Raw genomic sequence first — 25,556 nt, 5'->3', positions numbered from 1 at the left:
TGCGGCAGATTACTTAGCCATGCTCAGTAATTTTAGTTAGCATGGCTAAGTGACCACGAAAGTCGCCGACCTGGCCCACCGGCTCCGCCCGCTGGTGTTCCGGCTGTACTACCTCGTCCGCCGGGAGACGCCGCAGGTGCGGCTCACCCTCACGCAGGGTTCGGTGCTGTCGGAGCTGCTCACCGGCGGTCCGCGCCGGATGAGCACGCTCGCCGACCTGGAACGGGTCCGGATGCCGACGATGACCGACGTCGTCCGCCGTCTCGAACGGCTGGGCCTGGTCAGCCGCCGCCGCGATCCCGCCGACGGCCGGGCGGTGCTCGTCGAGGTCACCGAAGTGGGGCAGCGCTTCCATCGGCAGCTGATCGTCGCGCGGGAGGAGTTCCTCCGCGAACGCCTTCTCGCACTCGACGAGGCCGACCGCATCGCGATCGAAGCCGCGCTCCCCGCCTTCACCCGATTGCTGCACGAAGACAAGAAGGAGGAACTGATCCGCGATGAGCGCTGAGCACCACTCGAGCCTGTTGGACGCCGTCAAGGGGCAGCCCAAACAGGTATGGATCACCGCGTTCGCCGCGGTCATCGCGTTCATGGGCATCGGGCTCGTCGACCCGATCCTGCTGTCGATCGCGGAAGGCCTGAAAGCGACGCCGTCGGAAGTGACCCTGCTGTTCTCCAGCTACCTCGGCGTCCAGGCGGTCGCGATGCTGGTGACCGGCGCGATGAGTGCCCGGTTCGGGGCCAAGCGGACCGTGGTCGTCGGGCTGACGCTGGTCGTCGTCGCCACCGCGCTGTGCGCCGCGTCCGGGTCGATCGAGCAGCTCATCGGGCTGCGCGCGGTCTGGGGGCTCGGAAACGCCTTCTTCATCGCGACCGCGCTTTCGGTCATCGTCGGCGCCGCGACCGGCGGCCAGGCGGGCGCGATCCTGCTGTACGAAGCCGCGCTCGGCGTCGGCCTCGCGGTCGGCCCGCTGCTGGGCGCCCTGCTCGGCAGCATCTCGTGGCGCGGCCCGTTCCTCGGCACTTCGCTGCTGATGCTGTGCGGTCTCGTGCTCTGCTCGATCTTCCTGACCACCGACGCGAAGGAGAAGCGGCCCAAGATCCGGCTGCTCGACCCGTTCCGCGCGCTCAAGCACGGCGGGTTGCTGCGCACCTCGATCGGATCCGCGCTCTACACCGCCGCGTTCTTCGTCGTGCTGGCGTGGTCACCGTTCGTGCTGGAGTGGAGCGCCGTCGCCGTCGGCCTGATCTTCTGCGGCTGGGGCCTTTCGGTCGCCGTCGCGGGCGTGGTGCTGGCGCCGAAGCTCGCCGCGAAGCTCGGCGAGCGGCACGCGACCGTGGTCGCCGTCTTCGGTTACGCCGTCCTGCTGCTGGTCATGGCGATCCCGAGCAAGCCGGTGCTGGTCGTCGGCATCATCCTGTCCGGTCTGGTGTCCGGCCTGCTCAACACGCTCTTCACCGGGACGGCGATGTCGATCAGCGGCGCCCCGCGTCCGGTCGCGAGCGCCGGGTACAACTTCTGCCGCTGGCTCGGCGGCGCGGTCGCCGCGACCGTCGTCGGTCACCTGGCCGAGTGGTTCGGTGCCAAGCAGGCGCCGTTCGTGATCGCCGCGATCCTGTGCGTGCTGGCCGGCGCCCTGCTGACGATCCGCGAGAAGTCCGCCGATCCGCACACGATTCCGGCCGAGGCGGTCCTCGTCGGCGAGGAGATGTAAGCGGAACAAAGGGTGAACACCGGACCAACGAGGGGTTTCCCCTCGTCGGTCCGGTGCCTTAGCGTCGACCTCCCGAACTGCAGATGCGAGGTCCGCGTGAAATTCCTTCCGTTGCTGGCCGGCCACTCACCAAGCCGGGCGTCAGTGACCTGTACCTACCGCTGTGGCGACGCGTGCTTCCACGACGCGTCGAACACCTCGGACAATCCCACCTTCGCCGACGTGCTCGGCGCGGTGAGCCGCCGTGGCGCGTTGAAGGCGACCGCCGTCGTCGCGCTGGCCGCCGGGACGCCGCTCGCGCTCGCCGCGCCCGCGTCCGCCGCCCCCGAGGGACGGCCGAAACCGCCACCCGGCACGGACTACGAGCGGGTCCAGCCGAACACGCTCGACGCCGTCGTGGTGCCCGAGGGCTACGAGCAGGGCATCGTGATCCGCTGGGGTGACGCGGTGCTGCCCGGCGCGCCGGAGTTCGACTTCGACCACCAGACCGCCGAGGCGCAGGCGAAGCAGTTCGGCTACAACTGCGACTTCGCCGCGCTCCTGCCGCTCGACCACTGGGGCCTCTCCGCGCTCCTGGTCACGAACCACGAGTACACCTCGGAAGAGTTCATGTTCCGCGGTTACGACCGGAACAACCCGACCGAGGAACAGGTCAAGATCGCGTGGGCGGCCCACGGGCTGACCGTCGTCCAGGTGTCGCGCGGACGCGACACCGGGCACCTGCGGCCGAAGATGTCCCGCTACAACCGGCGGATCACGCTGCACACGCCGTTCAAGGTCACGGGCCCGGCCGCGGGCAGCGACCTGCTGAAGACCGCCGCCGACCCCACCGGCACGGTGGTGCTGGGCACGATGAACAACTGCGCGGGCGGCGTCACGCCGTGGGGCACGATCCTGTCCGGCGAGGAGAACATCAACCAGTACTTCGGGAACGCGGACACCGTGGCCGATCCGGTCAAGCGGCAGCGCTACGCGCGCTACGGCATCCGGGGCACCGCGACCACCCGCAAGTGGGAGCGGTTCGACGCGCGCTGGGACATCGCGAGGGAGCCGAACGAGGCACACCGTTTCGGCTGGGTGATCGAGCTGGATCCGCACGACCCGGACAGCACCCCGGTCAAGCACACGCATCTGGGCCGCTTCAAGCACGAGACGGCCAACATCCGCGTCGCCAAGGACGGCCGCGTGGTCGCTTACTCCGGTGACGACGAGCGCTTCGAGTACATCTACAAGTTCATCTCGAAGGGCCGGATGAAGCCGGGGAACAGCGCGCACGCCCGGCGCCACAACATGACCCTGCTCGACGACGGCACGCTGTACGTCGGCCGGTTCACCGGCGACAGCCCGCCCGCCGAGATCGACGGCACCGGGAAACTGCCCAGTGACGGCGAATTCGACGGCGGCGGCGAGTGGATCCCGCTGGCGTCCGGTGACAAGTCCTTTGTGGACGGAATGACCGCCGAAGAGGTCTACGTCTTCACCCGCGAGGCGGCCGACAAGGTGGGCGCCACCAAGATGGACCGCCCCGAGGACATCCAGGCCCATCCGTACACCGGCCGGATCTACTGCGCGCTGAGCAACAACGTCGAGCGCGGCAACCCCGGCAAGGAAGGCGCCACCGAGCCCAACCCGAGGCTGAACAACAAGCACGGCCAGGTGCTGGAACTCGAAGAGCGTCGCGGCGACGCGCTCGCGCTCACCTTCAGCTGGCGGTTGTTCCTGGTGTGCGGAGACCCGGCCTCGCCGGACACCTACTTCGCCGGCTTCCCCAAGGACCAGGTCTCACCGATCTCCAGCCCGGACAACGTGGCCTTCGACCGGCACGGCAACCTCTGGATCTCCACCGACTCGGCGGGCGCGCTCGGCATCAACGACGGCCTCTACTCCGTGCCGTTGGAGGGCCGCAACCGCGGGGAGCTCAAGCTGTTCCTCACCGTGCCCCGCGGCGCGGAGACCTGCGGGCCGATCGTCGAGCGGAAGATCGTCACGGTCTGTGTCCAGCATCCGGGTGAAGTGGACGGCGCGAACGCCGACAAACCGGCCTCCCATTGGCCGGACGGCGGGGAAACCCAGCCTCGCCCCTCCGTGGTGGCGGTGTGGAAACCCGGCAGGCATGGCCTGGCGGATATCGGTTCTTAGTCGAAAACCAACGATCTAGCTGTACTTTTCGTCGATGGCGCGCGGCCGGTCCGGCAGCGCGCCATCGCTCGTTCGCGCGCTGTTCATCTTCTGGCCAGAGCTGGATCGTTTTGGTCGCTTACCGTCACGACGTTCCCCCGACTGGACTACGTGTACCCACCGCGACCATGGAGGCCCTGTGTCCTTCGAGCCTCAGCGGCTGCTGCCGTTGATCACCTCCCACCCCGGTGGCCGCTCCGCGGTCACCTGCGAGTACCGCTGCGGCAACGCGTGCGCCCACCCCGAGCCGAACACGTCGGACAACGAGTACTTCGGCGACGTCGTCAAGAACATGCTGTCCCGCCGTGGCGCGCTGAAGGCGAGCGCCGTGATGGCCGCGGCCGCCGGTGGTTTCGCCGCGCTGTCCGGCACAGCCGCCGCCGAGACCCCGGCTGACGTTTCCGCCGCGGGCCACGGGAAACCGGGCCGCCCCGGCCGTCCGGTGCCGGGCACCGATTTCGAAGCGGTGCCGCCGAACACGCTCGACGCGGTCACCATCCCCGAGGGTTACGAGCAGCGCGTCGTCATCGGCTGGGGCGACGCCGTCGAGTGGGGCGCGCCGAAGTTCGACTTCACCAAGCAGACCGCGGCCGCGCAGGCGAAGCAGTTCGGCTACAACTGCGACTTCGTCGGCCTGATCCCGCAGGACCCGCTGGGCATCCGCAACCTCATGGTGGTGAACCACGAGTACACCACCGAGGTCCACATGTTCCCGGTCGACCAGTACGACCCGAAGAACCCGACCGAGGAGCAGGTCAAGATCGCGTGGGCCGCGCACGGCCTTTCGGTCGTCCAGGCCCTCCGCGACCCGATCGGTGGCGCCCTGCGTGTGACGCCGAGCCCGTTCAACCGCCGCATCACGCTGAACACCCCGTTCGAGGTGCGCGGCCCGGCCGCTGGTTCGAAGTACCTCAAGACCTCCGCGGACCCGACCGGCCGCAAGGTCTTCGGCACGCAGAACAACTGCGCCGGCGGCGTGACCCCTTGGGGCACCGTGCTTTCCGGTGAGGAGAACGTCAACCAGTACTTCGCCAACGCGGCGAGCGTCACCGACCCGGTCGCCGCCGCGCGGCTGAAGCGGTACGGCTTCTCCGGCACCGAAAGCACCCGTAAGTGGGAGCGGTTCGACAAGCGCTGGGACCTCGCGCAGGAGCCCAACGAGGCCAACCGCTTCGGCTGGGTCGTCGAGATCGACCCGAACGACCCGAACTCGACGCCGATCAAGCACACCGCGCTCGGCCGGTTCAAGCACGAGGCCGCGAACATCAAGATCACCAAGGACGGCCGCGTCGCCGTCTACTCGGGTGACGACGAGCGGTTCGAGTACATCTACAAGTTCGTCTCCAAGGGCAAGTACAAGCCGGGCAAGAGCGCGCACGCGCGCCGCCACAACTCGGCGCTGCTCGACGACGGCACCCTGTACGTCGGCCGCTTCACCGGTGACAGCCCGGCCGCCGAGATCGACGGCACCGGGAAGCTCCCGGCGGACGGCGAATTCGACGGTGTCGGCGAGTGGATCCCGCTGGCCGCCGGTGACAAGTCCTTTGTGGACGGTTTCACCGCCGAAGAGGTCTACATCTTCACCCGCGAAGCGGCGGACAAGGTCCAGCCGACCAAGATGGACCGGCCCGAGGACATCGAGCCGAACCCGGTCAACGGCCGAATCTACGCGGCGCTGACCAACAACAGCCAGCGTGGCCCCGCCGGCAAGGCGAACGTCGACGAGGCGAACCCGCGGCCGAACAACCGCAACGGTCACATCCTCGAGTGGGAAGAGAACGGCGGCGACGCCGCGTCGACGAAGTTCTCTTGGCGGCTCCTGCTCGTCTGCGGTGACCCGAAGACGGCCGATACCTACTTCGGCGGTTTCCCGAAGGACCAGGTCAGCCCGATCTCCTGCCCGGACAACGTCGCGTTCGACCGGCACGGCAACCTGTGGATCTCCACCGACGGCAACGCGCTCGGCTCGAACGACGGCCTTTTCTCGGTACCGGTCACCGGGCCTCAGCGCGGTCAGGTCAAGCAGTTCCTCACCGTGCCGAACGGCGGAGAGGCCTGCGGCCCGGTCGTGACCGATCACCTGGTGCTCGTCGCGGTCCAGCACCCCGGTGAGGACGCGCCGAACTCCGGCAGCCCGGTGTCGCACTGGCCGGACGGCGGCACTTCGCAGCCGCGTCCGTCGATCGTGTCGGTGTGGAAGAAGGGCCGCTGGGGCCAGGTCGGCCGCATCGGCGTCAAGTAGTGGCTTCCGGCGCCCCGATCACTCTCGGCGAGACTTGTTCTGCCTGATCGGGGCGCCGGACGACACCGTTCGGTGATGACGGAAGCCGGTCGCGCTCATTAGCTTCAGCCCTGTGAAACGGGCAATGGTGGTGATGGTGGCGGGCGCGCTCGTCTCCGGCTTCGTCCCTTCGTACGCGCAGGCGGCGACCGTCCCGTCCGGCTGCACCGGCGGCGTCGCGCCGAATCCGAGCGTCGAGCAGGGCAGCCCACCCGCCGGGTACACGTTCAACCCGGCCGCCCCGGTGCCTCCCGGCACGCCGAGGAGCAAGCAGCCCCGGCTGTCGACGGCCAGCGGATATCAGTCCGACGGGGGCAAATACGCCCTGATCTCGACCCCGGACAAGATGATCAGCACCGCCTACGCGGCGATGAAGTTCGTGCCCGGCGGCGTCTACACCCTGACCGATTGGACCGGCACGAACGTCCAGCGCGCGGACGCCGTCCAGGAGACGGGGCTGCGGTTCTACAACGGGTCCGGCAAGGTCGTCCTCGAGAACAAGCTCAAGGTCGTGCACGCCGTCGAGGCCGACGGCGAACTGGCCCGGCAGGATTTCCCACCGTCGATCGCCCCGCAGTCGGCCGGTTCGGTGAAGTTCTTCGCCGCCACCGACCGCAACTGGGTCATGTGGGACTGCGTCCACCTGCGGGTCGACTCGTTCTCGGCGAAGGCGGAGGTGCGGGATCCGGCGAGCGGCGCCTGGGGTGCCACGGCCACCCTGGAGGCGGGTACCACCGCGAACTACCGGTTCACCGTCACCAACGACGGCACCACGACGCTGACCGCCATCAAGGTCGAAGACCCGTACTGCGACGCGAACCCCGCCCCGATCGCGACCCTCGAAGCGGGCAAGTCGGCGACCGTCACCTGCGACCACAAGAACGTCACCGAGGCGGACAACGGCCACGTCAGCACCGTGACCGTCTCCAGCGGGACTCTGCCGAAGAAGACGGCGACCACCACCATCAAGGTCACCCCGCCGCCCGCGATCGACGAGATCGGCGAGTTCGTCTGGAACGACCTCGACCGGAACGGGTTGCAGGACGCCGGGGAGCCGGGCGTTCAAGGCGTGAAGGCGACTTTGAAGGACGCGTCGGGCAAGGCGCTCGGGACGGTCGCCACCGACGCCGGCGGCAAATACCGCTTCGCCAAGCTGAAAGACGGCATTTACCAGGTCTGCTTCGACATCGCCGGACTTCCGTTCACGTACACGGCGAAGGACACAGGCGACGACACGAAGGATTCGGACGCCGACCCGGCGACCGGCTGCACCGCGACCACCACCGTCGGCCCTCGCAAGCGGCAGGACCTGACGCTCTCCGCGGGTCTCGTCGCGCCGCTGAGCAGGCTGGGCGACTTCGTGTGGCTGGACAAGGACAAGGACGGTCTCCAGAGCCGCGACGAACTCGGCGTCCCGGACGTGAAGGTGACCCTGAAGGACGCTTCCGGCAAAGAGGTCGGCTCCACCGTGACCGGCCCGGACGGGCGATACGCCTTCGAACGGGTGATCCCGGGCTCGTACCAGGTGTGCTTCGACGTCGGCTCACGTCAGCTGACCCGCTCCGGCGCCGCGCACTACAACGGCACCGATTCGGCGGCGGACCCCGCGACCGGCTGCACGCCGGCGGCCTCGCCCGCCTCGCCGGAAGACCTGACCAGGGACGCCGGCCTGCTCGACCCGTGATCGCCCTCCAACCACGCGAGTCACGCCCCCAATCACGCGAGTTGCGCCCCCAATCACGCGAGTCACGCCTCCAATCACGCGTGTTGTCCGTTCGCACCCGTCTTGACGCGCGTTCGTCGGCGCGAATTGTCGGTGGGTGCCGCTAACGTCGCTCACCGTGACTTCCCATCTCGACGCCACCCGCGAGTCCTACGACACCGTCGCCGAGGACTACGCGGCGCGGATCAAGCCGCTCTTCGACCAGGAGCCGATCAGCCGCGCGATGCTCGCCGCCTTCGCCGAGCAGGTGCGCGGCCCGGTCGTCGACGTCGGCTGCGGTCCCGGCCACGTCACCGCCCACCTGGCGTCGCTCGGCGTCGACGTCACCGGTGTCGACTTGTCGCCGAAAATGGTCGAGGTCGCCCGTCGTCAACACCCTGACCAGCGGTTTTCGGTCGGCTCGATGACCGCCCTGGATTTCCCGGACGGGTCGTTGGGTGGTCTCGTCGCCTGGTGGTCGATCTTCCACCTGCCGCCGGAGGAGCTCCCGGCGCTGTTCGCGGAGTTCCGTCGCACGCTCGCGCCCGGTGGTCGTCTGCTGCTCGGGTTCCACGTCGGTGACGAGCGGCTGAGCCCGGAGACGGCGTATGGCCACCCGGTCACCTACGACGCCTACCTGCTGGACCCCGGCCAGGTCGCGGACCTGCTCGGGCAGGCGGGCTTCGAGGTCACCGCGCGGCTGACCATGGAAGGGAGGAAATGGCCACAGTCCTGCCTGTCCGTCCGCGCGGTTTGACTCGCGGGCCGCGGGCCTGATCTGCTGCGCACGCAACCGAGCCGGGCGGGGCCATGACGCAGACGAACGCGACCACGGGTGAGAGCACGCCCGGCTGGCCTTCGCGCGCCTGGTACCTGAGGTCGTCGACCTGGACGTGGTTCGGGTTCGGCCTGGTGCTGATGGTCTACGCCGAGCTGGCCTGGCGCCGCCGCTGGATGAGCGACGACGGGCTGATCGTGCTGCGGACGGTCCGTCAGATCCTCGCGGGCAACGGGCCGGTGTTCAACGTCGGCGAGCGGGTCGAGACCAACACCAGTCCTTTGTGGACGGCCGTCCTGAGCGTCCTCGGGCTGATCCCGGGGGTGCCGCTGGAATGGGTCTCCGTGGCGACCGGGCTGGTCTTCTCGGTCGCAGGGTTGTTCTTCGGCCTGGACGGCGCGCGGCGGCTCTACCAGCCGCTGGCGTTCCACGGACTCGCGCCTGCCGGGGCGCTGGTGGTCTGCGCGCTGCCGCCGTTCCGCGACTTCGCGACGTCCGGGCTCGAAACCGGGCTGATCACCTTGTGGCTGGGCGGTACCTGGTGGTTGCTCGTCCGCCGCGCGTCCACAATGGACGATCTGCGCACCTGGCCGGTCGCGCTGGTTGCCGGGCTGGGACCGTTGGTGCGGCCCGATCTCGCGCTCTTCAGCGCCGTCGCCTTGGTGGCGTTGCTCGTCCTCGCGCGGCCAGGACGACGCCGCGCGGTGGGTCTGATGGCCGTGGCGGTCGCGCTCCCGTTGGCGTATCAGGTGTTCCGGATGGGCTACTACGGTCTGCTGACGCCGAACACCGCACTGGTCAAGGAGGCGTCGGAGGCGAACTGGGCTCGCGGATGGGCGTACCTGGCCGACCTCGTCCAGCCGTACTGGCTGTGGCTCCCGTTGCTGCTGCTCGCCGCCGCGGTCGTCACGGTCTCGTCCACTATGGACAGAACCTTCGTGGTGCTGACCGCGGTTCCGGTGGCCGGAGCGGTGCTGCTCGCGTTGTACGTGATCCGGGTGGGCGGTGATTTCATGCACGGGCGCATGCTGCTCCCGGCGTTGTTCTGCCTGCTCTTGCCGGTGCTGGCCCTGCCGGTGACGAGGGTGACCATGGCACTTCTGGTCGCCGTCGGGATCTGGGCGTTCGTGGCCGCCGCGTCGCTCCGTCCGGCGTACTCGGATTCTCCGCGCGCTGTTGGCGTCACGGACGAGCGGGCGTTCTGGTCGCGGTCGACGGGGCACGAACACCCGGTCCTGGCGGAGGACTATGCCGACCACCCGCTGATGCCGTCGGCGCTGGCCGCAATCCGCGGCGTGACAGGTCCGGCGGTGCTGATCCAGGACTACACGACCCGGCGCTGGTACGCGTACCCGTCGGACCGGCCGTACGTGACCGTCGCGGCGGACAGCATGGGCGCGCTCGGCCTGCTGATCCCGCTCGACATGCGGCTGCGCGACGGTTACGGCCTCGCGAACCCGTTCGCCGCGCATTCGACGTCGCTCCCCAACGGCCGCCCCGGCCACCAGAAATGGCTGCCGCCGGTCTGGGAGCTGGCGAATTCGGCGCGGCTCCCGATCGCCGACGGCGGCCCGGTCCGCTCCGCGGACATCGCCGCCGCCCGAGCGGCGCTCGACTGCCCGGCTCTCGTAGCGATCGACGCGTCGGTGCGGGACCCCCTGACGGCCGGCCGCTTCGCGGACAACCTCGCCGGTTCCTTCACCCGCGGTTCCGTCCGGTTCCCGCGCGTGGCGACCCCTCCCGTCGTGTGCGCCCCCTGATCACGCGAGTTACGTCTTCAATCACGCGAGTTACGCCTCTGATCACGTGTGTTCGCCGTCTGATCACGCGTGTCGTCCGTCCAATCACGCGTGTCGGCCATCTGATCACGCGAGTTCGCCGTCTGGACACGCGCCGGCGGTCCAGAACCGAACCACTAGCGTGACGGTATGGCTGATCTACCCCTCGCTCTCGTCACCGGCGCCACCCGCGGCATCGGTGCCGCGACCGCCCGCGCGCTCGCTCCGACCCACCGGTTGCTGCTCGGCGGCCGCGACGCCGAGGCGCTCGGCGAGCTGGCGGGCACCCTGCCCGAGGCGAAGCCGTGGCCGATCGACCTGACCGACACCGACGCGCTGGAGACGGCGGCCGCCGAAATCGGCGAGCTGGACGTGCTGGTGCACTCGGCGGGCGTGGCGCGGCTCGGCACGGTCGAGACCGCGACCGACGCCGATTGGCGGGCGAACTTCGAGGTCAACGTCCTGGGCGTCGTCAGCCTGACCAGGCTGTTGCTGCCCGCGCTGCGCGCTTCGAAGGGGCACGTCGTCGTGATCAACTCGGGCGCCGGGCAGAACGCGCGGCCGGGTTGGGGGCCGTACGCGGCGAGCAAGTTCGCCGTCCGGGCCTTCGCCGACTCGCTGCGCGAGGAGGAGTCCGCGCTTCGGGTGACGTCGATCTACCCCGGCCGCACGGACACCGAGATGCAGCAGGCGATCGTCGCCGACGAGGGCCGCGAGTACGAGCCCGAACGCTTCCTGCGCCCCGAATCCGTCGCTGCCGCAGTCTTCGCCGCGGTCTCCGCGACCAGTGACGCGCACCCGACCGACGTGACCCTCCGGCCGCGCGGCCTGGTCTGACGTCATCGGGAACAGCTCGCACCCACTTGTCCACACCCCGTCGCCGTTGTGGACAACTCCCCTCTGACCAGCGCTTTTCCGCCGGCCCCAGCCCCCACCCCCGATAGACTGGCCTCGGGGCCGCCCCCTGGGACGGGTGGGGGGCTGGGTAGGTGAGTTAAGAGCGAAGGCGTGCGGAGGTGTGGGCGACTTCGGCTTGCACCTTGGCGCGGTCGACCCGCAGGGGTTCGCCGTCGCCGACGACCTGTTCGCCCGCCACCCACACGTCGCGGACGCGGCGTGAGCCCGCGGCCCACACCAGGTTCGCGAGCAGTTGCGTGTCGGGCACGTCGATGCCGGTCGCGAAGGCCGGGTCGTCGAGGTCGACGTGCACCATGTCCGCCCACCGGCCGGTTTCCAGCGCGCCGATGTCGGTCCGGCCCAGCGCGTCCGCGCCGCCGCGGGTGCCGAGCAGGAACGCGTCGGCCGCGGTCAGCACGGTCGAGTCACCGGTCGCGAGCCGCGCGAACATCGCCGAGAGCTGCAGTTCCTCCCACAGGTCGATGTCGTCGTTCGACGCCGGGCCGTCCGTGCCGAGCCCGATCGCGACGCCCGCCTTCCGCAGCTCCGTCACGCGCGCGATGCCCGAGGCGAGCTTCGCGTTCGACCCGGGACAGTGCGCCATCCCGACGCCGCGCGCGGCGAACAGCGCGATGTCCTCGTCGGACAGGTGGATGGCGTGCGCGGCCAGCGTCCGGCCCCGCAGCATCCCGACCTTCTCCAGCAGCGCGGGCACCGAACCGTGCGCTTCCCGCTGTTTGACGTCTTCGAGCGCCGCCTCGGCCACGTGGATCTGCACCAGCGCGCCACGCTCGGCCGCCGATTCCGCGGTCGCCCGCAGCGCTTCCTCGTTCAGCATGTACGCCGAGTGCGGCCCGTAACCGACCTCGATGCGTTCGCCGGGCCCGAACCGGAGACCGTCGGTGTCGATCCAGCGTTCGATGCTCTTCAGCATCGCGCGCCAATCCATCCCCGGCAGTTCCATGATCGGCGGGCCCAGCACCACCCGGCCACCGGTGGCGAGCACCGCGTCGGCGAGCTGGTCGCCTTCGAAGTACATCTCCGCGCTGGTCGTGACGCCGTGCCGCAGCATCTCGATCGAGCCCAGCATCATGCCGGTGCGGATGTCGGCGGGCTCCAGCTTCGCCTCGGCGGGCCAGATGATCTCGGTCAGCCACGGCAGCAGCGGCAGGTCGCCGCCCATCCCGCGCAGCAGCGTCATCGGGCTGTGCGCGTGCGCGTTGACCAGACCGGGCAGGAGGATGCCGCTCAACCGGGTCACGGGAGCGGACGATTCGGGGGCCCCGGACAGGGGACCGACATGGGTGACGCGGCCCGTCTCGTCCACGTCGACCACGGCGTCACGCAGCAACGAGCAAGCGGGGTCGGCGGGGAGAACGACAGGAGCGTGGAAACGGCGTTGCATGAATGGAGCTTACGGGTGCTCTTTATCGCGCCGACCGCTATCTCGTCGCCAGGACGCAGCTTGCGCGTGAACGGCACTATCGCTATACCGGCGCCCCGCCTCCGAAATAGCGGGGCCTTCGGCCTAAAGGCCCGACTTCAACGAAAAGGCCTCTCGCGCCGCTCAGTCCACGACGCCGCTACGCCACGCCCACGCCGCGATCTCCACCCGGTTCCGCGCGCCGACCTTCCCCTGCACCGACGCCAGATGCGTCTTCACCGTGGACAGCGACAGGAACAGCTCGGCCCCGATCTCGGTGTTCGTCAGCCCCTTCGCGGCCGCCTTGACCACGTCCAGCTCCCGCGCGGTCAGCGGTTCCGAAGGCGGGGTGACGTCGCGCTTCACCGTCCCGCCGTCGAAATGCTTCAGCAACCGGACGGTGATTTGCGGCGACACCAGCGCGTCCCCGCGCGCCGCCGCGCGCACGGCTTCGATCAGCAGCGCGGGGCCGGCGTCCTTCAGCAGGAACCCGCTCGCGCCGTTCCGCAGCGCGGTGTGCACGTATTCGTCGAGGTCGAACGTCGTGACCACCACGACCTTCAGCGGATCGGCGACGTCCGGGCCAGCCAGCTGCTTGGTGACCTCGAGCCCGTCGATCCCCGGCATGCGGATGTCCAGCAGGCAGACGTCCGGCCGCAGTTCGCGCGCCTTGGCGACCGCCGAGACGCCGTCCGGCACGTCGGCGACCACCTCGATGTCGTCCTGTGCGTCCAGGATCATCCGGAAGCCGATCCGCACCATGTCCTGGTCGTCGGCGATCAGTACCCGGATCACTCTTCTCCTTCAAGTGGTAGCCACGCTTCGACGCGCCATCCGCCGCCCGGCACCCGTCCGGCGGAGAGCCGGCCGTGCAGCAGGGCGACCCGTTCGCGCATGCCGATCAGACCGTAGCCGCCCGACCCGCCGGCCGGACGGCGCTGTGGCTCGCGTCCGTCGTCGGTCACCTGGAGGTGCAGTTCGTTCTCCTTCACCTCGGCGATGACCAGCGCCTCCTTCGCGCCGGACGCGTGCTTGCCGATGTTCGTCAGCGACTCCTGCACCAGCCGCAACGCCGACCGCCCGACCTCGTGCGGCACGTTCGGCGGCAGTTCGAGCTTCATCGACGTCTTCACGCCGTGGTTCGACCGTTCGATCAGCGTCCGCAGGTCGGCGGCGAGATCGGTGGTGGCCTGTTCGCTGAACTCGCTGCTCCCGGCCGGGGCGTCACCGCGCATACTCCGCACGAGCCGCCGCATCGCCGCGAGCGCCTCCACCCCGGCGTCCTCGATCCGGCCCATCGCCTCGACCGCGACCTGCGGATTCTTCTCGCCCATCATCTTCGCCGCCTGCGCCTGCACGACGATCCCGGTGACGTGGTGGGCGACCACGTCGTGCAGTTCCCGCGCCAGCGCCATCCGCTCCGACGTCTGCGCGTCGGTGATCGCCGACTGGATGACCTGCGTGCGCTCCGAATCCCGCGAACGCAGCGCCAAGCCGACCGCCACCGAGATGCCGAGCAACAGCACCGCGGCCACGGCGAGACCGGCGATCTCGTCCGGGTCGGTCATCAGCCTTGGGCCCGGCCGTTTGGTGTTGAGGATCGAGGCCACGGCGACCACGGCCGAAAGCCCCACGATCCGGGGCACGGCCTTGCTCAGCCCGACCGCCCGGACCAGGGTGACGACCAGTCCCATCCCCGCGACGATCTGCGTCCCCGGCACCCCACCGGGCGTGGTGTACTCGTAGCGGAGCCGGAGGAACGGCGTCACCAGCGCCGAAAGCAGCATGACGGCGGTGAGCGCGACCATCGCGTCGGCGGGCCGCCGCGGCGCGGCGACGGCGATGATCGCCGCGACGATCGAGCAGACCAGGATCGGGAAGCCGTGCGCCCCGCTCTCGTAGGTGAAGCCGAACTCCAGGATCAGCGCGACACCCAGCAGGCCGATGAGCGGCCATTGGCCCATCACCAGCTTGTTGAGCTTCTGCAGCTTCTCGTAGTTCTTCGGATGCGCCGTCCGGTCGCGGCCGGGGATCGCGAAGAGCAGCGTGCCGCCCAGCAGGATGCCGCCGAACAGCATCGCCTGCGCCATGGTGCCGTTCGACTCGCTGCCGTAGTAATACCGGCCCGACACCGCGGTCAGCGTGGCCAGCACCAGGCCGGTGATCACGGCGAACGCGACACCCGGCCGCGTCCGGCGCGCGGCGTAGAACAGGACCTCGACCCCCGCGACCACCTCGGTGATGGACAGATGGGCGAGCACGCTCGAGTAGGTCGGGATGTTGAAGTACCGGACGACCAGCGTGTACGCCACCAGCACGACCGAGGCCGCGACGGCGGCGACGGCGGCCCGCTTCTGCGCCCAGAGCGCGCAGAACACCATCGCGAAGATGCCGGGGAAGAGCAGGAGATCGATCCCGCGCGGGCCCGTGTCGTCGAAGGCGGCGTCGGTCACGAAGACCAGGTCGAACACGAGCGCGGCCAGCAGGACGACGGCGGGTATGCCGATACGTCGCGCGAGCGCACTCACCCGCGCGGGGAACTTGTTCTGGGCCGGACCTGCTGTCACACCGTGACGGTAGAGGATCGGCACGCGTCCGCACCTTGGCCGACCGGCCCGAGCCGGGTCGGCCGATCGGCCGATGCGCGGGTGATCAGCACTGGCCGTCTGCCCGAAGTGGACACACGTGCTCCACCGCGAAGCTCTTTCCCGAAGCAGAACACAAGTGACTGACTAGGGAGAATCACGGTGGTGGATCCACAGTGGACAGGGCAGCCGGTGCTTTCGGGCCGCGGGCTGGTGAAGCGGTACGGCACGCAGCACGCGCTGGCCGGGATCGACATCGACATCCAGGCGGGTGACGCGGTCGCCATCGTCGGGCCCTCCGGCTCGGGCAAGACCTCCCTGCTGCACGTGCTCGCCGGGATCCTCCGCGCCGACTCCGGGCAGATCTTCCTGGCCGGGCAGCGCGTCGACCAGCTCAACGAGCGCAAGCGCAGCGAGCTGCGGCGCACCGAGTTCGGCTTCGTGTTCCAGTCCGGGATGCTCGTCGCGGAACTGAGCGCCGAGGAGAACGTCGCGCTGCCGTCGCTGCTGGGTGGCAAGGGCCGCAAGGAATCCATCGAGGCCGGCCGCGAATGGCTGGCGAAGCTCGGCCTCGCGGGCAAGGAGAAGCGCCGCCCCGGTGAGCTCTCCGGCGGCGAGGCGCAGCGCGTCGCGATCGCACGCGCGCTTACCCACCGGCCGAAGGTGATCTTCGCCGACGAGCCGACCGGCGCGCTCGACACCCGCACCGGCCGCGCCACCATGGACGCGCTGCTCGCCGCGGCCGCCGACAGCGGTGCCGCGGTGATCGTGGTGACCCACGACCGCGAGCTCGCCGAAGCCATGCCGCGCACCGTCTCCATCCGGGACGGGCTGATCGCGACGAGGCTGGCCGCGTAATGAACAGCTTCCAGCTGGCCATGCGGGTGCTCCGGGTCGACCGCCGGACCCGCACGTCGGCCATCCTCACCGCGGTCGGGGTCGCCGTCGCGACCAGTCTGGTGCTCCTGCTCGCCTCACTTCCCGGTGCCACGCAGGCCCGTTCGCAGCGGGCGATCTGGCAGGACATCGGCAGCTACTACTCGCAGTCCGGGGAGAGCCAGCGCCCGGCTCCGCTGCTCATGGCGGCGAACAAGGACTACTCGGGCGACCGTGAGATCACCCGCGTCGACATCGCCTTGACCGGCACTTCGCCGATGCTCAGCCTCCCGCCGGGCATCCCGCGGCTGCCGGCCCCCGGCGAGTCGATCGTCTCCCCCGCCCTCGGGAAACTGATCCAGTCGACACCGCAGGCGCAGCTCGGGGACCGGTTCGGCAAACTCGTCGACGCGCTCGGACCCGAATCGCTGATGTATCCGGAGCAGCTGGTCGCCGTCGTCGGCCACACCCCGGAATCGATGCCGCAGACGGCGATGGCCGCGGACGGCTTCCCCAACAAGGAAGCGAAGCCGGACCCGCTGCTCGAACTGCTCGCCTGGGTCGGGGTGATCGTCCTGCTCGTGCCCAGCCTGGTGCTCGTCGCGTCTTCGGCCAGGCTCACCGCCGCCCGGCGTGAGCTGCGGATGGCGGCGCTGCGGCTGGCCGGGGCGACTCCCGGCCAGGTGACGAAGATCGTCGCCGCCGAGACGGCGCTGTCCGCCACGGTCGGCGCGCTGCTCGGCATCCTCGTGGCACCGGCGCTCCAAGGCCTCTCGACGTTCGTCCCGTGGGGCGGCGGAACCTGGCTCGCCTCGGACTTCAGCCTTTCGGCGGGCTCGACCATCGCGGTCGCCGTGGCGATCCCGCTGCTGGTCGTCCTCGCCGGGGTCCTCGGCATCCGCCGGGTGCTGAAGACGCCGCTGTTCGCGGCTTCGGCACACGCTCGCAAACCGCTGCACTGGTGGCGGCTGCTCGCGGTCCCCGTGGCCGGTGCCTTCTTCCTCTTCGCGGTCACCCAGGACAACGCCAGCCTGCCGATGGTGATGCTCGGGTTGTTCCTGCTGGTCGGGTCGGCCGCGATCATCGGACCGTGGGTCACCTCGGCGGTCGGCGGCACGTTCGTCCGGATCTGGCGCAAACCGGCGTCACTGCTGGCCGGACGCAGGCTCCGCGACGACCCGAAGAGCGCCTACCGCGCCACCGCGGGTGTCGTGCTGGCCGTCTTCACCGGTTCGATGGCGCTCACCCTGCTGCCCTCGTTCGAGTCGATGGCGGGCGGCGGCCGGACCTTCAAGGACAACGTCCTCTACGCCCAGGCCGACGCGACCCAGGCCCAGCAGGTCGCCGATCAGACCAACGCGTCCCTCGCTCGCTACGGCATCACCGAGAAGGCCGTCTCGGTCGGGCAGGTCTACCTGTCCACCGGCGAGCCGGGCACCCGCTCACAGAATTTGAACCGGGCCTTCGTGATGACCTGCGAAGACGCCTCGAAACTCCTGCGGGTGAATCTCGGCGGCTCCTGCCAACCGGGACCCGCGATCTACAGCAGGTACGCCATCAACCCGGCGGAGTACCGCGTGCTGTCGGAGTACGACAAGGCCGGTCCGCCGCTGGATCCGAAGGCGCCCGTGCACCTCTTCCCGCAAGGCGACGAGGACACGTCCAGCACGATCGTCATCGACCCGGCCCTGGTGCCGGCGGGCGTCACGCCGGAGCGCTTCGACGTGATCGTGCCGACCACCGCGGAGAACGCCGAGGTCGTGCGGACCGCGCTGGTCGGGGCGGCACCCGGCCAGGAGGTCGGCAGCCGCGGCCTGCACCTGATCGGCCAGCAGCAGGAGCTCGGCGACCTGCGCCGGGTCACCGTGATCGGCCTGATCGCCGCCGGCGTGCTCGCCGGGTGCAGCGCGGCCGTGGCGACCGCGGGCTCGGTGATGGACCGCCGCCGCACCTTCGGGGCGCTCATCGCGGCCGGGACACCGGTCCGGGTGCTGGCGAGGGCGCTGCGGATGGAAGCGGCCCTGCCCGCGATGGTGGCCACCCTCGGCGCGGGGGCGGTCGGGATCGGTGTCGGCATGGGGCTCTACAGCCTGGTCGAGAAGGACGCGGTCGTGCTGAGCCCGTGGCTGCTCGCGCCCGTGGTGCTGGGAATCGGGGTGGCGTTGCTCGGGGCGTCCGTCTCGACCCCGGCGCTCAAGCGGGTGCAGTCGGAGCCTCTGGCCGACGAGTAAAAGATTCGCCCGAATGGCGTCATGGCGCCCGGGCGGGCAGGTCTCGTGGGTGGAGTCGGTGGTGATCCACCCACGGGCCGGGTGCCCGGTCGTCTCTCTGTCGGGGGAGGGACGAACGGGCACCGGGGACGCGCAGGGGGCGTTCCGAGGCGCCGGGGGTGTGAAGGAAGGGCCGGTCAGGGACGTGGGGACGTCCTGACCGGCCCTTTCTGTACGCGCTAGATCCGCTCGAAGATCAGGTCGTGCGAGATCCGGCCTTCGACGTCGGCGCGGTTCTCGAACTTCGTGATCGGCCGCCACTCCGGCCGCGGCGCCCAGCCGCCGGGTTCGCCGGCGTACCGGTTGCGCAGGAGCGGCTCGGCCGAGCAGACCTCCATCATCTGCTCGGCGTAGTTCTCCCAGTCGGTCGCCATGTGGAAGGTGCCGCCCGGCGCGAGCCGCGAGGCCACCAGCGAGACGAACTCCGGCTGCACGATCCGCCGCTTGTGGTGCCGTTTCTTCGGCCACGGGTCCGGGAAGAACAGCCGGACGCCCGCCAGCGAGCCCGGCTCCACGTGCGAGGTCAGCAGCACGACGGCGTCGCCGTGCATCAGCCGCAGGTTCTTCACCCCGAGCTTCTCGGCGCGCAACATCAGCTGGCCGAGCCCCGGGTCGTAGACCTCGACCGCGACGTAGTTGAGTTCCGGCGCGGCGGCGGCGAGCTGGGACGTGGTCTCGCCCATGCCCGAACCGATCTCCACCATCACCGGCGCCTGCCTGCCGAACCAGTCGTCGAAGTCCACCGGTCCTTCGGGCAGTTCGCCGACGGTGCGGCCGAGCGACGGCCAGAGTTCGTTCCAGGCTCGCTGCTGCCCGACGGTCATCCGGCCGCCGCGTTTGACATAGCTGACCACGCTGCGCATCCGTGGCTGGTCCTCGTTTTCCACCAGCCCATTAAACGCGGCGGTTACCGGACGGCTTCGAACTCCCCCAGCCGCGAGCGCAGCCCCGCGAATCCCGCGACCGCGATCGGCGACGGCGTCGTACTGGAATGGGCGGGGAGAACGTCGATCCAGCCGTCGTGGCGGCTGGTGTTCAGCACCGTGGTCGGGATCGAATGCCCGGACGCTCCGCGTTCAGAGGGCATGAACTCCCAGTAACCGGATTCTCCGTCCGCGGCCCACGGGACGAATTCCCAGCCGGGCCGCCTGCCGAGCAGACCGGCGATCCGATCTTCGATGCGGAAACCGAGTTCCCGCGATTCGAGCCTGCCTTCCACGACGGCGCGAAGCCACCACGGCGCGGGGATTTCGCCGTGCATTCCACTGGACGCGCGGTACAACGCGACAACGAGATCTTCGGGCGCGCGGTGTACCCACGCGCGGCGGATATCGGATGGCCGGGTCGCGGACGCGACCGTGCGGGGCAGTTCGATCGCCTGTGACCATTCGAGGTCGAGCATGGGCTCGAGCCGGGGCTGCGTATTTTCCGTGCGGGCTTGCGGGATCATGCGTTCCACTCCCTGACCGGAATCCACCGTCAAGGATCACCTCCGGGGCCGAGAGCCGAAAAATAGGCTCATCCCGAGCATTGCCCGGTCTGGAACAGTATGTCCGCTCCCTGTGAGAGAAGCCACAGCCTCTTAACGTGGACTTAACTCCTTTGGCCGCGGTAAAAGCTCACGCATCCCTTCGATGGGTGATCATCAGCCCGGCCGCATAGACAACCACACAGATACCGCCGAAATAAGCCAGATAACCCCACGGCCCCAGCGGCGGTTCGAGTTTCAACATCGACACCGTGAGATCCGGCCCGGAAAACTGATTCGCCGCGAAGAACGGCATCCACTGGTAGATGTCGTCGCCCACTTTCGGAATCAGCACGACGAGCCCCTCGAGCACCTGCGTCCACGCCAGCGCGAACCCGAGCGCGAACGCGGGGCTGCGGAACAGCAGCCCGAGGCCGACGCCGAGCAGACCGGTCAGGAAGAAGGTCAGGCCCTGGCCCGCCACCGCACGCCAGTCGGCGCCCGAGGCCAGGCCCAGGTCGGCGGCCGGTTTGATCAGGTACGCGATCGCCCACGAGCCGAAGCCCACCAGCAGCCCGATCAGCCCGGAGAACACGCCGACGACGGCGCCCTTCGCCAGCAGTGCGGGTACACGCGACGGCACCGCCTGGAAGGTGAGCTTCATCGTGCCCCAGTTGAACTCCGTCGCCGCCGCGAGGATGGCGAGGACCAGCACGACGGTGCGGCCGAGCGCGCTCGCGACCTGCGTCGAGTTGACGTCCGTCTGGCCTTCGAGCGGCACGAAGCCGAAGAAGAGCGCGGTGTAGGCGAGCGCGACCACCACCGCGATGGCCGCGCACCACCAGGGAGCGCGCGTGCTCAGCAGCTTGATCCGCTCCGCGCGGAGCATGTTCGCCGCGGTCATCGGGCCACCTCCGGTACGCCGGCGCCGTACTCGACGGCCTCGGCGGTGAGTTGCATGTACGCCTGTTCGAGCGAGCCGGCGAGCGGCTTCAGCTCGTGGAGGGTCGCGCCGGCGGCGAACGCGAGTTCTCCGATGGTGTCACTGTCCATTTCGGACACGACGAGCGCGCCGTCCTCTTCGCGGAACTCGGCGCCCTTGTCGGTGAGCGCGGTCCGGAGCTCGGGCAGATGCGGGCTGCGGACCCGCACGCCGAGGCCCTTCGCCCGGCCGACGAACTCCTCCATCGTGCCCTGGTAGATCAGCTTCCCCCGGCCGATCACGACGAGGTCCTGCGCGGTCTGCGCCATCTCCGGCAGGAGGTGGCTGGACACGAACACGGTGCGCCCCTCGGCGGCAAGCGCGTGCATCAGCTTCCTGATCCAGACGATTCCCTCGGGGTCGAGACCGTTGACCGGCTCGTCGAACAGCAGCACCCGGGGGTCCCCCAGCAGCGCCGTGGCGATCCCGAGCCGCTGCGACATCCCGAGCGAGAACTGCCCGGCCCGTTTGCGGGCGACCGAGTCGAGCCCGACCAGCCGGAGGACCTCGTCGACCCGCTTGTCCGGCAGGCCGTTCGTCGCGGCGATCCACCGGAGGTGCTCGCGGGCGGTGCGGCCGGGATGCCGCCAGGTGGCGTCGATCATGCCACCGACCGTCCGAAGTGGATCACGAAGCTCGCGGTAGGCCATACCGTCGATGGTCACCGAGCCCGACGTGGGGTTGTCGAGCCCGAGCATCATCCGCATGGTGGTGGACTTCCCCGCCCCGTTGGGGCCGAGGAATCCCGTCACCCGGCCGGCTTCGGCGGTGAAGGAAAGTGCGTCGACGGCGAGCTTGTCGCCGTAGCGTTTCGTGAGTCCGGTGGCCTCGATCATCAGCCCTCCCTCCAGTGGATTCCGACATTACGCGGGAAAGGACCGGGCTGCCCCCCGATAGGCGGCCCGGTCCTTGTTCCCCTTTTTCTCCCCGTCCGGATGTCTCACTCCCCCGAGCGAGGCATCCGGCTTTCTCCCCTGTGGAAGCTTCTTACGCGTCGCGCTTGTCGGCGACGACCAGCGAGATGACCAGCAGCACCAGCGCGAAACCGGCGAAGTAGGCGAGCGACCCGGCCTGGCTCAGCGGCGCGTTCGCCGCCGCGGGACCCGAGCCGGTGAGGAACCGGTCCGCGACGTGGAACGGCATCCAGTCGTAGATGTCCCTGCCGATCTTCGGGATGAGCTGGATCAGGTTCTCGACCGCGAGCGTGTAGATCAGCAGGAGCGAGATGGCGCCGGCGCTCTGCCGGATCAGGATGCCGACGGCGACCGCGATCACCGAGGCGAGGGCGAACACCAGGCCGACCCCGGCGACGCTGATCCACTCGGCGGTGGTGTTCAGCGCCAGATCCTCCGGCCGCATGATCGAGGCGAGTGCCCAGGCGCCGAAGGCGGCGATCTCGCCGATCACCAGCGAGAGCGTCGCGACGACGCCGGTCTTCGCCAGCAGCGCGGCGCGGCGGTTCGGCACGGCCTGGAAGGTGGTGCGGATGGTGCCGAATCGGTATTCGGTGGTCACCGACAGCGCGGCGAGCACCATGACCACGGTCATCCCGAAGACGTAGCCGAACTGGGACATGCCGACGTCGGTGAATTCCCCCGACGGCGCGGCGCCGGCGAAGATGGCGGCGAAGCCGACCACGACCGCGAGGGTGATCAGCGCGCACCACCAGGGTGAGCGTGTGGTGAACAGCTTGATGCGTTCCACGGCGAGCAGAGTCATGGCTTTTCTTTCCTCGAAGAGTGACGGCTACTGGGCGGCGGAGACCACTTCGGCGGCTTCGGCTTCGAGACCGGTGTGGTACTCGACCGAATCGCCGGTGATCTGCATGAAGGCCTGCTCCAAGGAGCCGGTCTGCGGGCTGAGCTCGTGCAGCACGATCTGGTTGGCCGCGGCGATCTCGCCGATCTTCTCACTGTCCAAACCGGACACGACGATCGCTCGTTCGGCGTCGGTGACCTGAGCACTCGCCTGCGTCAGCGCGGCGCGCAGCGCGGGCAGCTGCGGCGACCGGACCTTGACCGTGTTCTCGGCGGCCCGGGCCACGAAGTCCTCGGTGGAGGACTGGGAGATCAGCTGCCCCTTGCCGATCACGACCAGGTGGCTCGCGGTCAGCGCCATCTCCGAGAGGAGGTGCGAGGAAACGAACACCGTGCGGCCTTCGTCGGCCAGCCGGTGCATGAACTTCCGGATCCAGAGGATGCCCTCGGGGTCGAGACCGTTGACCGGCTCGTCGAAGAGGAGCACCTCCGGGTCGCCCAGCAGGGCCGCCGCGATCCCCAGCCGCTGCGACATGCCGAGGGAGAACCCGCCGGCGCGCTTCCCGGCGACGCTGGTGAGCCCGACGATCTCGAGCACCTCGTCGACCCGGCTCTCCGCGATCTTGTTGGACTTCGCCATCCAGCGCAGATGCGCCCGCGCCGACCGGTTGGGGTGGACCCATTTGGCGTCCAGCAGCGCGCCGACCGTCCGCAGTGGATCTTTCAGCTCGCGGTAGAGCTTGCCCCCGATGCGCACCTGGCCGGCGGTCGGGTTGTCCAGGCCGAGGATCATCCGCATGGTCGTCGACTTGCCCGCCCCGTTCGGGCCGAGGAAACCGGTGACCTCCCCCGGCGCGACGGAGAAGGACAGGTCGTTCACCGCCAGTGTCTTGCCGTACCGCTTGGTGAGGCCCGCTGCCTCGATCATGTCTGCTCCCCTCGGCGACTGCGAGAACAATCGTCGTCCATGTGGGTGGCCGAGCGCGTCATCCTGAGGTGCCAACCTGGTACCCGACCTGAGACGTACCTTGCCGTCTTCCGGCGGCGTACGCGATCGGTGATACCCCTGAGAGTGACCCTGATTCGCCAGGGTTAATGAACCGTGGTTCAATAATGGCATGGCGAGGCCCCGGAGCATCACCGACGAACGGCTGCTGACCGCGGCGGGAACCGTGATCGGCATGGTCGGCCCGGGTTTCACGCTGGCCCAGGTGGCGGCTGAGGCCGGCGTCGCGGTCGGCACCGTGGCCCAGCGATTTGGTTCGAAGAACGGTCTTCTGCTGGCGTTGAGCCGGGCGAACACGCGGTCCGTCGTGGAACGGATGCGGGAATGCGGCGAGCTGGCCGATCCGGTGGAGGCGCTGCGCGCGGCGGTCGTCGTGGTCTACGAGGGGTTGGGCGACGCGGAGACGGCGGCGAACCATCTCGGGCAGCTCGGCGTCGACATCGGGGATCCGGAGCTGCGCGCTCTGCTCGGTGAACATTTCACCGCCGTGGAAGCGGAATTGCGGCGGCTGACGCGCGTCGCGGCGCGTGACCTCCCGGGTGCGCCGGGTGTCGTCCGTGCGGCGCGGGTGCTGCTGGGGGTGGCGAACGGGGCCGCGCTGGACTGGTCGATCCGGCCGAAGGGCCGGATCACCGAACGGATGGGGCAAGACGTGGACGCGGTGCTGACCGCGTGGAAGGGAGTGTCCTGAATGGAGCAGAAGGTGGCCGTGGTCGCGGGGGCGACGCGGGGATGCGGCCGGGCGATCGCGGTGGAACTGGGCAGGCTCGGCTGGACGGTGTTCGTCACCGGCCGTACGACGCGTGAGCACCAGTCGCCGATGAAGCGTTCGGAGACGATCGAAGACACCGCCGAGCTCGTGGACGCGGCGGGTGGCCGGGGGATCGCCGTCCGGACCGACTTCACCGTGGTGTCCGATGTGGACGCACTGAAGACGCGGATCGAGTCCGAAGTGGACGGCCGGATCGACGTACTGGTCGACGACGTCTGGGGTGGCGACCAGTACGCGGACTTCGAGGGGGCGTACTGGGACTCCAGCCTCGACGACGCGCTCACGCTGGTGCACAACGCGATCGACACGCACCTGATCGCGCTGCACCGGCTTCTCCCGCTGGTCGTGCGGCGGGAAGGCGGTCTCGTCATCGAGGTCACCGACGGCGACCACGACGAGTACGTCGGCGCGGGGATCCCGTACTTCCTCGCGAAATGCGGGATCCGCGCGATCGGCCGGGCGCTCGGCGCCGAACTGAAGAAGTACGGCTGCGTCGGCATGACCGTCACGCCGGGCTTCCTGCGTTCGGAAGCGATGCTCGACCACTTCGGGGTCACCGAGGAGACGTGGCGGGACGCGGTCGGTAAGTCCGCTCCGGTCGACTTCGCCATCTCGGAGACGCCGGCGCTGCTCGGGCGCGGTGTCGCGAAGCTGGCGACCGATCCGGAGGTCGCGCGATTCGCGGGCAAGACGCTCGCGTCGTGGACGCTGATGAACGAGTACGGCCTGACCGACGTCGACGGCTCACGCCCCGACTTCGGCAAGTGGATGGCCGAAGTCCGGGACGCGGGCAAGGACGAGGCGACGGCGGATCATTCGCTGTACCGCTGAGGGACCGGCCGCCGGCCCGTGTCGCGAAAGCCACTTTCGCGACGTCAGACGTCGCGAAAGTGGCTTTCGCGACACACCTAGCGGCACGTCAGCGGGCGAGGCAGGGCTCGCCTGGTTGCGAAAGTGGCTTTCGCGACACACCTAGCGGCACGTCAGCGGGCGAGGCAGGGCTCGCCTGGTTGCGAAAGTGGCTTTCGCGACACACCTAGCGGCACGTCAGCGGGCGAGGCAGGGCTCGCCTGGTTGCGAAAGTGGCT

Annotated in this window: 21 protein-coding genes; 12 read left to right on the top strand and 9 right to left on the bottom strand. The window is 69.5% G+C overall.

The genetic code is table 11. The features are described from left to right. Window positions 1–49: 49 nt before the first annotated feature. From H4W30_RS38440 to H4W30_RS38405, 8 genes are all read left to right on the top strand, one after another. Window positions 50–508 (top strand): MarR family winged helix-turn-helix transcriptional regulator, encoded by a 459-nt coding sequence (locus tag H4W30_RS38440; RefSeq protein ID WP_192747241.1) that lies wholly within the window; start codon window positions 50–52, stop codon window positions 506–508. Beyond that, the gene (locus tag H4W30_RS38435; RefSeq protein WP_125679421.1) at window positions 498–1,715 is read left to right on the top strand and encodes an MFS transporter; all 1,218 of its coding nucleotides are present in this window, start codon (window positions 498–500) and stop codon (window positions 1,713–1,715) included. The genes H4W30_RS38440 and H4W30_RS38435 overlap by 11 nt, the downstream gene beginning before the upstream one ends. Before the next feature lie 96 nt (window positions 1,716–1,811). Next, window positions 1,812–3,854, top strand: a complete 2,043-nt coding sequence (locus H4W30_RS38430; protein ID WP_192747240.1) for a PhoX family protein — start codon at window positions 1,812–1,814, stop codon at window positions 3,852–3,854. 178 nt (window positions 3,855–4,032) lie between these two features. After that, window positions 4,033–6,135 carry a PhoX family protein gene (locus H4W30_RS38425; protein WP_192747239.1) on the top strand — a complete coding sequence of 701 codons (2,103 nt, stop codon included), beginning with the start codon at window positions 4,033–4,035 and terminating at the stop codon, window positions 6,133–6,135. A 124-nt stretch (window positions 6,136–6,259) separates the two neighbouring features. Beyond that, window positions 6,260–7,858 (top strand): DUF7850 domain-containing protein, encoded by a 1,599-nt coding sequence (locus H4W30_RS38420; protein ID WP_225950884.1) that lies wholly within the window; start codon window positions 6,260–6,262, stop codon window positions 7,856–7,858. A gap of 157 nt (window positions 7,859–8,015) precedes the next feature. After that, on the top strand, window positions 8,016–8,633 hold the full coding sequence (locus H4W30_RS38415) for a class I SAM-dependent DNA methyltransferase (protein WP_192747238.1): 618 nt from the start codon (window positions 8,016–8,018) through the stop codon (window positions 8,631–8,633). 53 nt (window positions 8,634–8,686) lie between these two features. Then, the gene (locus tag H4W30_RS38410; RefSeq protein WP_192747237.1) at window positions 8,687–10,414 is read left to right on the top strand and encodes a hypothetical protein; all 1,728 of its coding nucleotides are present in this window, start codon (window positions 8,687–8,689) and stop codon (window positions 10,412–10,414) included. 168 nt (window positions 10,415–10,582) lie between these two features. Then, window positions 10,583–11,269, top strand: coding sequence for an SDR family oxidoreductase (locus H4W30_RS38405; RefSeq protein ID WP_192747236.1), 687 nt, complete (start codon window positions 10,583–10,585; stop codon window positions 11,267–11,269). A gap of 157 nt (window positions 11,270–11,426) precedes the next feature. Here the strand turns inward: H4W30_RS38405 and H4W30_RS38400 are convergent, their stop codons facing one another. From H4W30_RS38400 to H4W30_RS38390, 3 genes are all read right to left on the bottom strand, one after another. Next, the gene (locus tag H4W30_RS38400) at window positions 11,427–12,734 is read right to left on the bottom strand and encodes an amidohydrolase family protein (protein WP_192747235.1); all 1,308 of its coding nucleotides are present in this window, start codon (window positions 12,732–12,734) and stop codon (window positions 11,427–11,429) included. Between the two features lie 162 nt (window positions 12,735–12,896). Then, on the bottom strand, window positions 12,897–13,547 hold the full coding sequence (locus H4W30_RS38395; RefSeq protein ID WP_126737430.1) for a response regulator: 651 nt from the start codon (window positions 13,545–13,547) through the stop codon (window positions 12,897–12,899). Continuing rightward, entirely contained in the window at window positions 13,544–15,319 is a 1,776-nt protein-coding gene (locus H4W30_RS38390) for a sensor histidine kinase (RefSeq protein ID WP_192747234.1), read from the bottom strand. The genes H4W30_RS38395 and H4W30_RS38390 overlap by 4 nt, the downstream gene beginning before the upstream one ends. 180 nt (window positions 15,320–15,499) lie before the next feature. Here H4W30_RS38390 and H4W30_RS38385 point away from each other — a divergent pair, with 180 nt between their 5' ends. Together H4W30_RS38385 and H4W30_RS38380 are read left to right on the top strand one after the other, a co-directional pair. Next, window positions 15,500–16,195, top strand: coding sequence for an ABC transporter ATP-binding protein (locus tag H4W30_RS38385; protein WP_016338261.1), 696 nt, complete (start codon window positions 15,500–15,502; stop codon window positions 16,193–16,195). Beyond that, entirely contained in the window at window positions 16,195–18,444 is a 2,250-nt protein-coding gene (locus H4W30_RS38380; RefSeq protein ID WP_192747233.1) for an FtsX-like permease family protein, read from the top strand. The genes H4W30_RS38385 and H4W30_RS38380 overlap by 1 nt, the downstream gene beginning before the upstream one ends. Window positions 18,445–18,662: 218 nt before the next feature. Here the strand turns inward: H4W30_RS38380 and trmB are convergent, their stop codons facing one another. The 6 genes from trmB to H4W30_RS38350 form a co-directional block, all read right to left on the bottom strand. Next, window positions 18,663–19,346, bottom strand: a complete 684-nt coding sequence (gene trmB, locus H4W30_RS38375) for a tRNA (guanosine(46)-N7)-methyltransferase TrmB (protein WP_225950880.1) — start codon at window positions 19,344–19,346, stop codon at window positions 18,663–18,665. A 44-nt stretch (window positions 19,347–19,390) separates the two neighbouring features. Beyond that, complete coding sequence (locus tag H4W30_RS38370; protein ID WP_225950786.1) at window positions 19,391–19,933, bottom strand: hypothetical protein; 543 nt, start codon at window positions 19,931–19,933, stop codon at window positions 19,391–19,393. Window positions 19,934–20,102: 169 nt separating this feature from the next. Further along, entirely contained in the window at window positions 20,103–20,855 is a 753-nt protein-coding gene (locus H4W30_RS38365) for a hypothetical protein (RefSeq protein ID WP_192747231.1), read from the bottom strand. Continuing rightward, window positions 20,852–21,769 carry an ABC transporter ATP-binding protein gene (locus H4W30_RS38360; protein WP_192747230.1) on the bottom strand — a complete coding sequence of 306 codons (918 nt, stop codon included), beginning with the start codon at window positions 21,767–21,769 and terminating at the stop codon, window positions 20,852–20,854. The genes H4W30_RS38365 and H4W30_RS38360 overlap by 4 nt, the downstream gene beginning before the upstream one ends. Window positions 21,770–21,920: 151 nt before the next feature. Further along, window positions 21,921–22,652, bottom strand: a complete 732-nt coding sequence (locus tag H4W30_RS38355) for an ABC transporter permease (RefSeq protein WP_192747229.1) — start codon at window positions 22,650–22,652, stop codon at window positions 21,921–21,923. A 27-nt stretch (window positions 22,653–22,679) separates the two neighbouring features. Continuing rightward, window positions 22,680–23,618, bottom strand: a complete 939-nt coding sequence (locus H4W30_RS38350) for an ABC transporter ATP-binding protein (RefSeq protein WP_192747228.1) — start codon at window positions 23,616–23,618, stop codon at window positions 22,680–22,682. Window positions 23,619–23,808: 190 nt separating this feature from the next. On the opposite strand from H4W30_RS38350, the gene H4W30_RS38345 reads away from it, so the two are divergent. Both H4W30_RS38345 and H4W30_RS38340 read left to right on the top strand, forming a co-directional pair. Then, window positions 23,809–24,387, top strand: a complete 579-nt coding sequence (locus H4W30_RS38345; RefSeq protein WP_126737421.1) for a TetR/AcrR family transcriptional regulator — start codon at window positions 23,809–23,811, stop codon at window positions 24,385–24,387. Further along, window positions 24,388–25,299 carry an SDR family oxidoreductase gene (locus H4W30_RS38340; RefSeq protein WP_192747227.1) on the top strand — a complete coding sequence of 304 codons (912 nt, stop codon included), beginning with the start codon at window positions 24,388–24,390 and terminating at the stop codon, window positions 25,297–25,299. Window positions 25,300–25,556 lie beyond the last annotated feature (257 nt).

Origin of the sequence: Amycolatopsis roodepoortensis (assembly GCF_014873915.1) — a bacterium.
Classification (GTDB): domain Bacteria; phylum Actinomycetota; class Actinomycetes; order Mycobacteriales; family Pseudonocardiaceae; genus Amycolatopsis; species Amycolatopsis roodepoortensis.
Note: the sequence above shows the minus strand (reverse complement) of the source record. Positions and strands in the feature narration are given on the sequence as shown.

Coding starts and splice junctions, on each gene's coding strand:
- H4W30_RS38435 (WP_125679421.1), top strand. CDS start 498: ATGAGCGCTGAGCACCACTCGAGCCTGTTGGACGCCGTCAAGGGGCAG.
- H4W30_RS38420 (WP_225950884.1), top strand. CDS start 6,260: ATGGTGGTGATGGTGGCGGGCGCGCTCGTCTCCGGCTTCGTCCCTTCG.
- H4W30_RS38410 (WP_192747237.1), top strand. CDS start 8,687: ATGACGCAGACGAACGCGACCACGGGTGAGAGCACGCCCGGCTGGCCT.
- H4W30_RS38405 (WP_192747236.1), top strand. CDS start 10,583: ATGGCTGATCTACCCCTCGCTCTCGTCACCGGCGCCACCCGCGGCATC.
- H4W30_RS38400 (WP_192747235.1), bottom strand. CDS start 12,734: ATGCAACGCCGTTTCCACGCTCCTGTCGTTCTCCCCGCCGACCCCGCT.
- H4W30_RS38380 (WP_192747233.1), top strand. CDS start 16,195: ATGAACAGCTTCCAGCTGGCCATGCGGGTGCTCCGGGTCGACCGCCGG.
- trmB (WP_225950880.1), bottom strand. CDS start 19,346: ATGCGCAGCGTGGTCAGCTATGTCAAACGCGGCGGCCGGATGACCGTC.
- H4W30_RS38370 (WP_225950786.1), bottom strand. CDS start 19,933: ATGATCCCGCAAGCCCGCACGGAAAATACGCAGCCCCGGCTCGAGCCC.
- H4W30_RS38365 (WP_192747231.1), bottom strand. CDS start 20,855: ATGACCGCGGCGAACATGCTCCGCGCGGAGCGGATCAAGCTGCTGAGC.
- H4W30_RS38360 (WP_192747230.1), bottom strand. CDS start 21,769: ATGATCGAGGCCACCGGACTCACGAAACGCTACGGCGACAAGCTCGCC.
- H4W30_RS38355 (WP_192747229.1), bottom strand. CDS start 22,652: ATGACTCTGCTCGCCGTGGAACGCATCAAGCTGTTCACCACACGCTCA.
- H4W30_RS38350 (WP_192747228.1), bottom strand. CDS start 23,618: ATGATCGAGGCAGCGGGCCTCACCAAGCGGTACGGCAAGACACTGGCG.
- H4W30_RS38345 (WP_126737421.1), top strand. CDS start 23,809: ATGGCGAGGCCCCGGAGCATCACCGACGAACGGCTGCTGACCGCGGCG.
- H4W30_RS38340 (WP_192747227.1), top strand. CDS start 24,388: ATGGAGCAGAAGGTGGCCGTGGTCGCGGGGGCGACGCGGGGATGCGGC.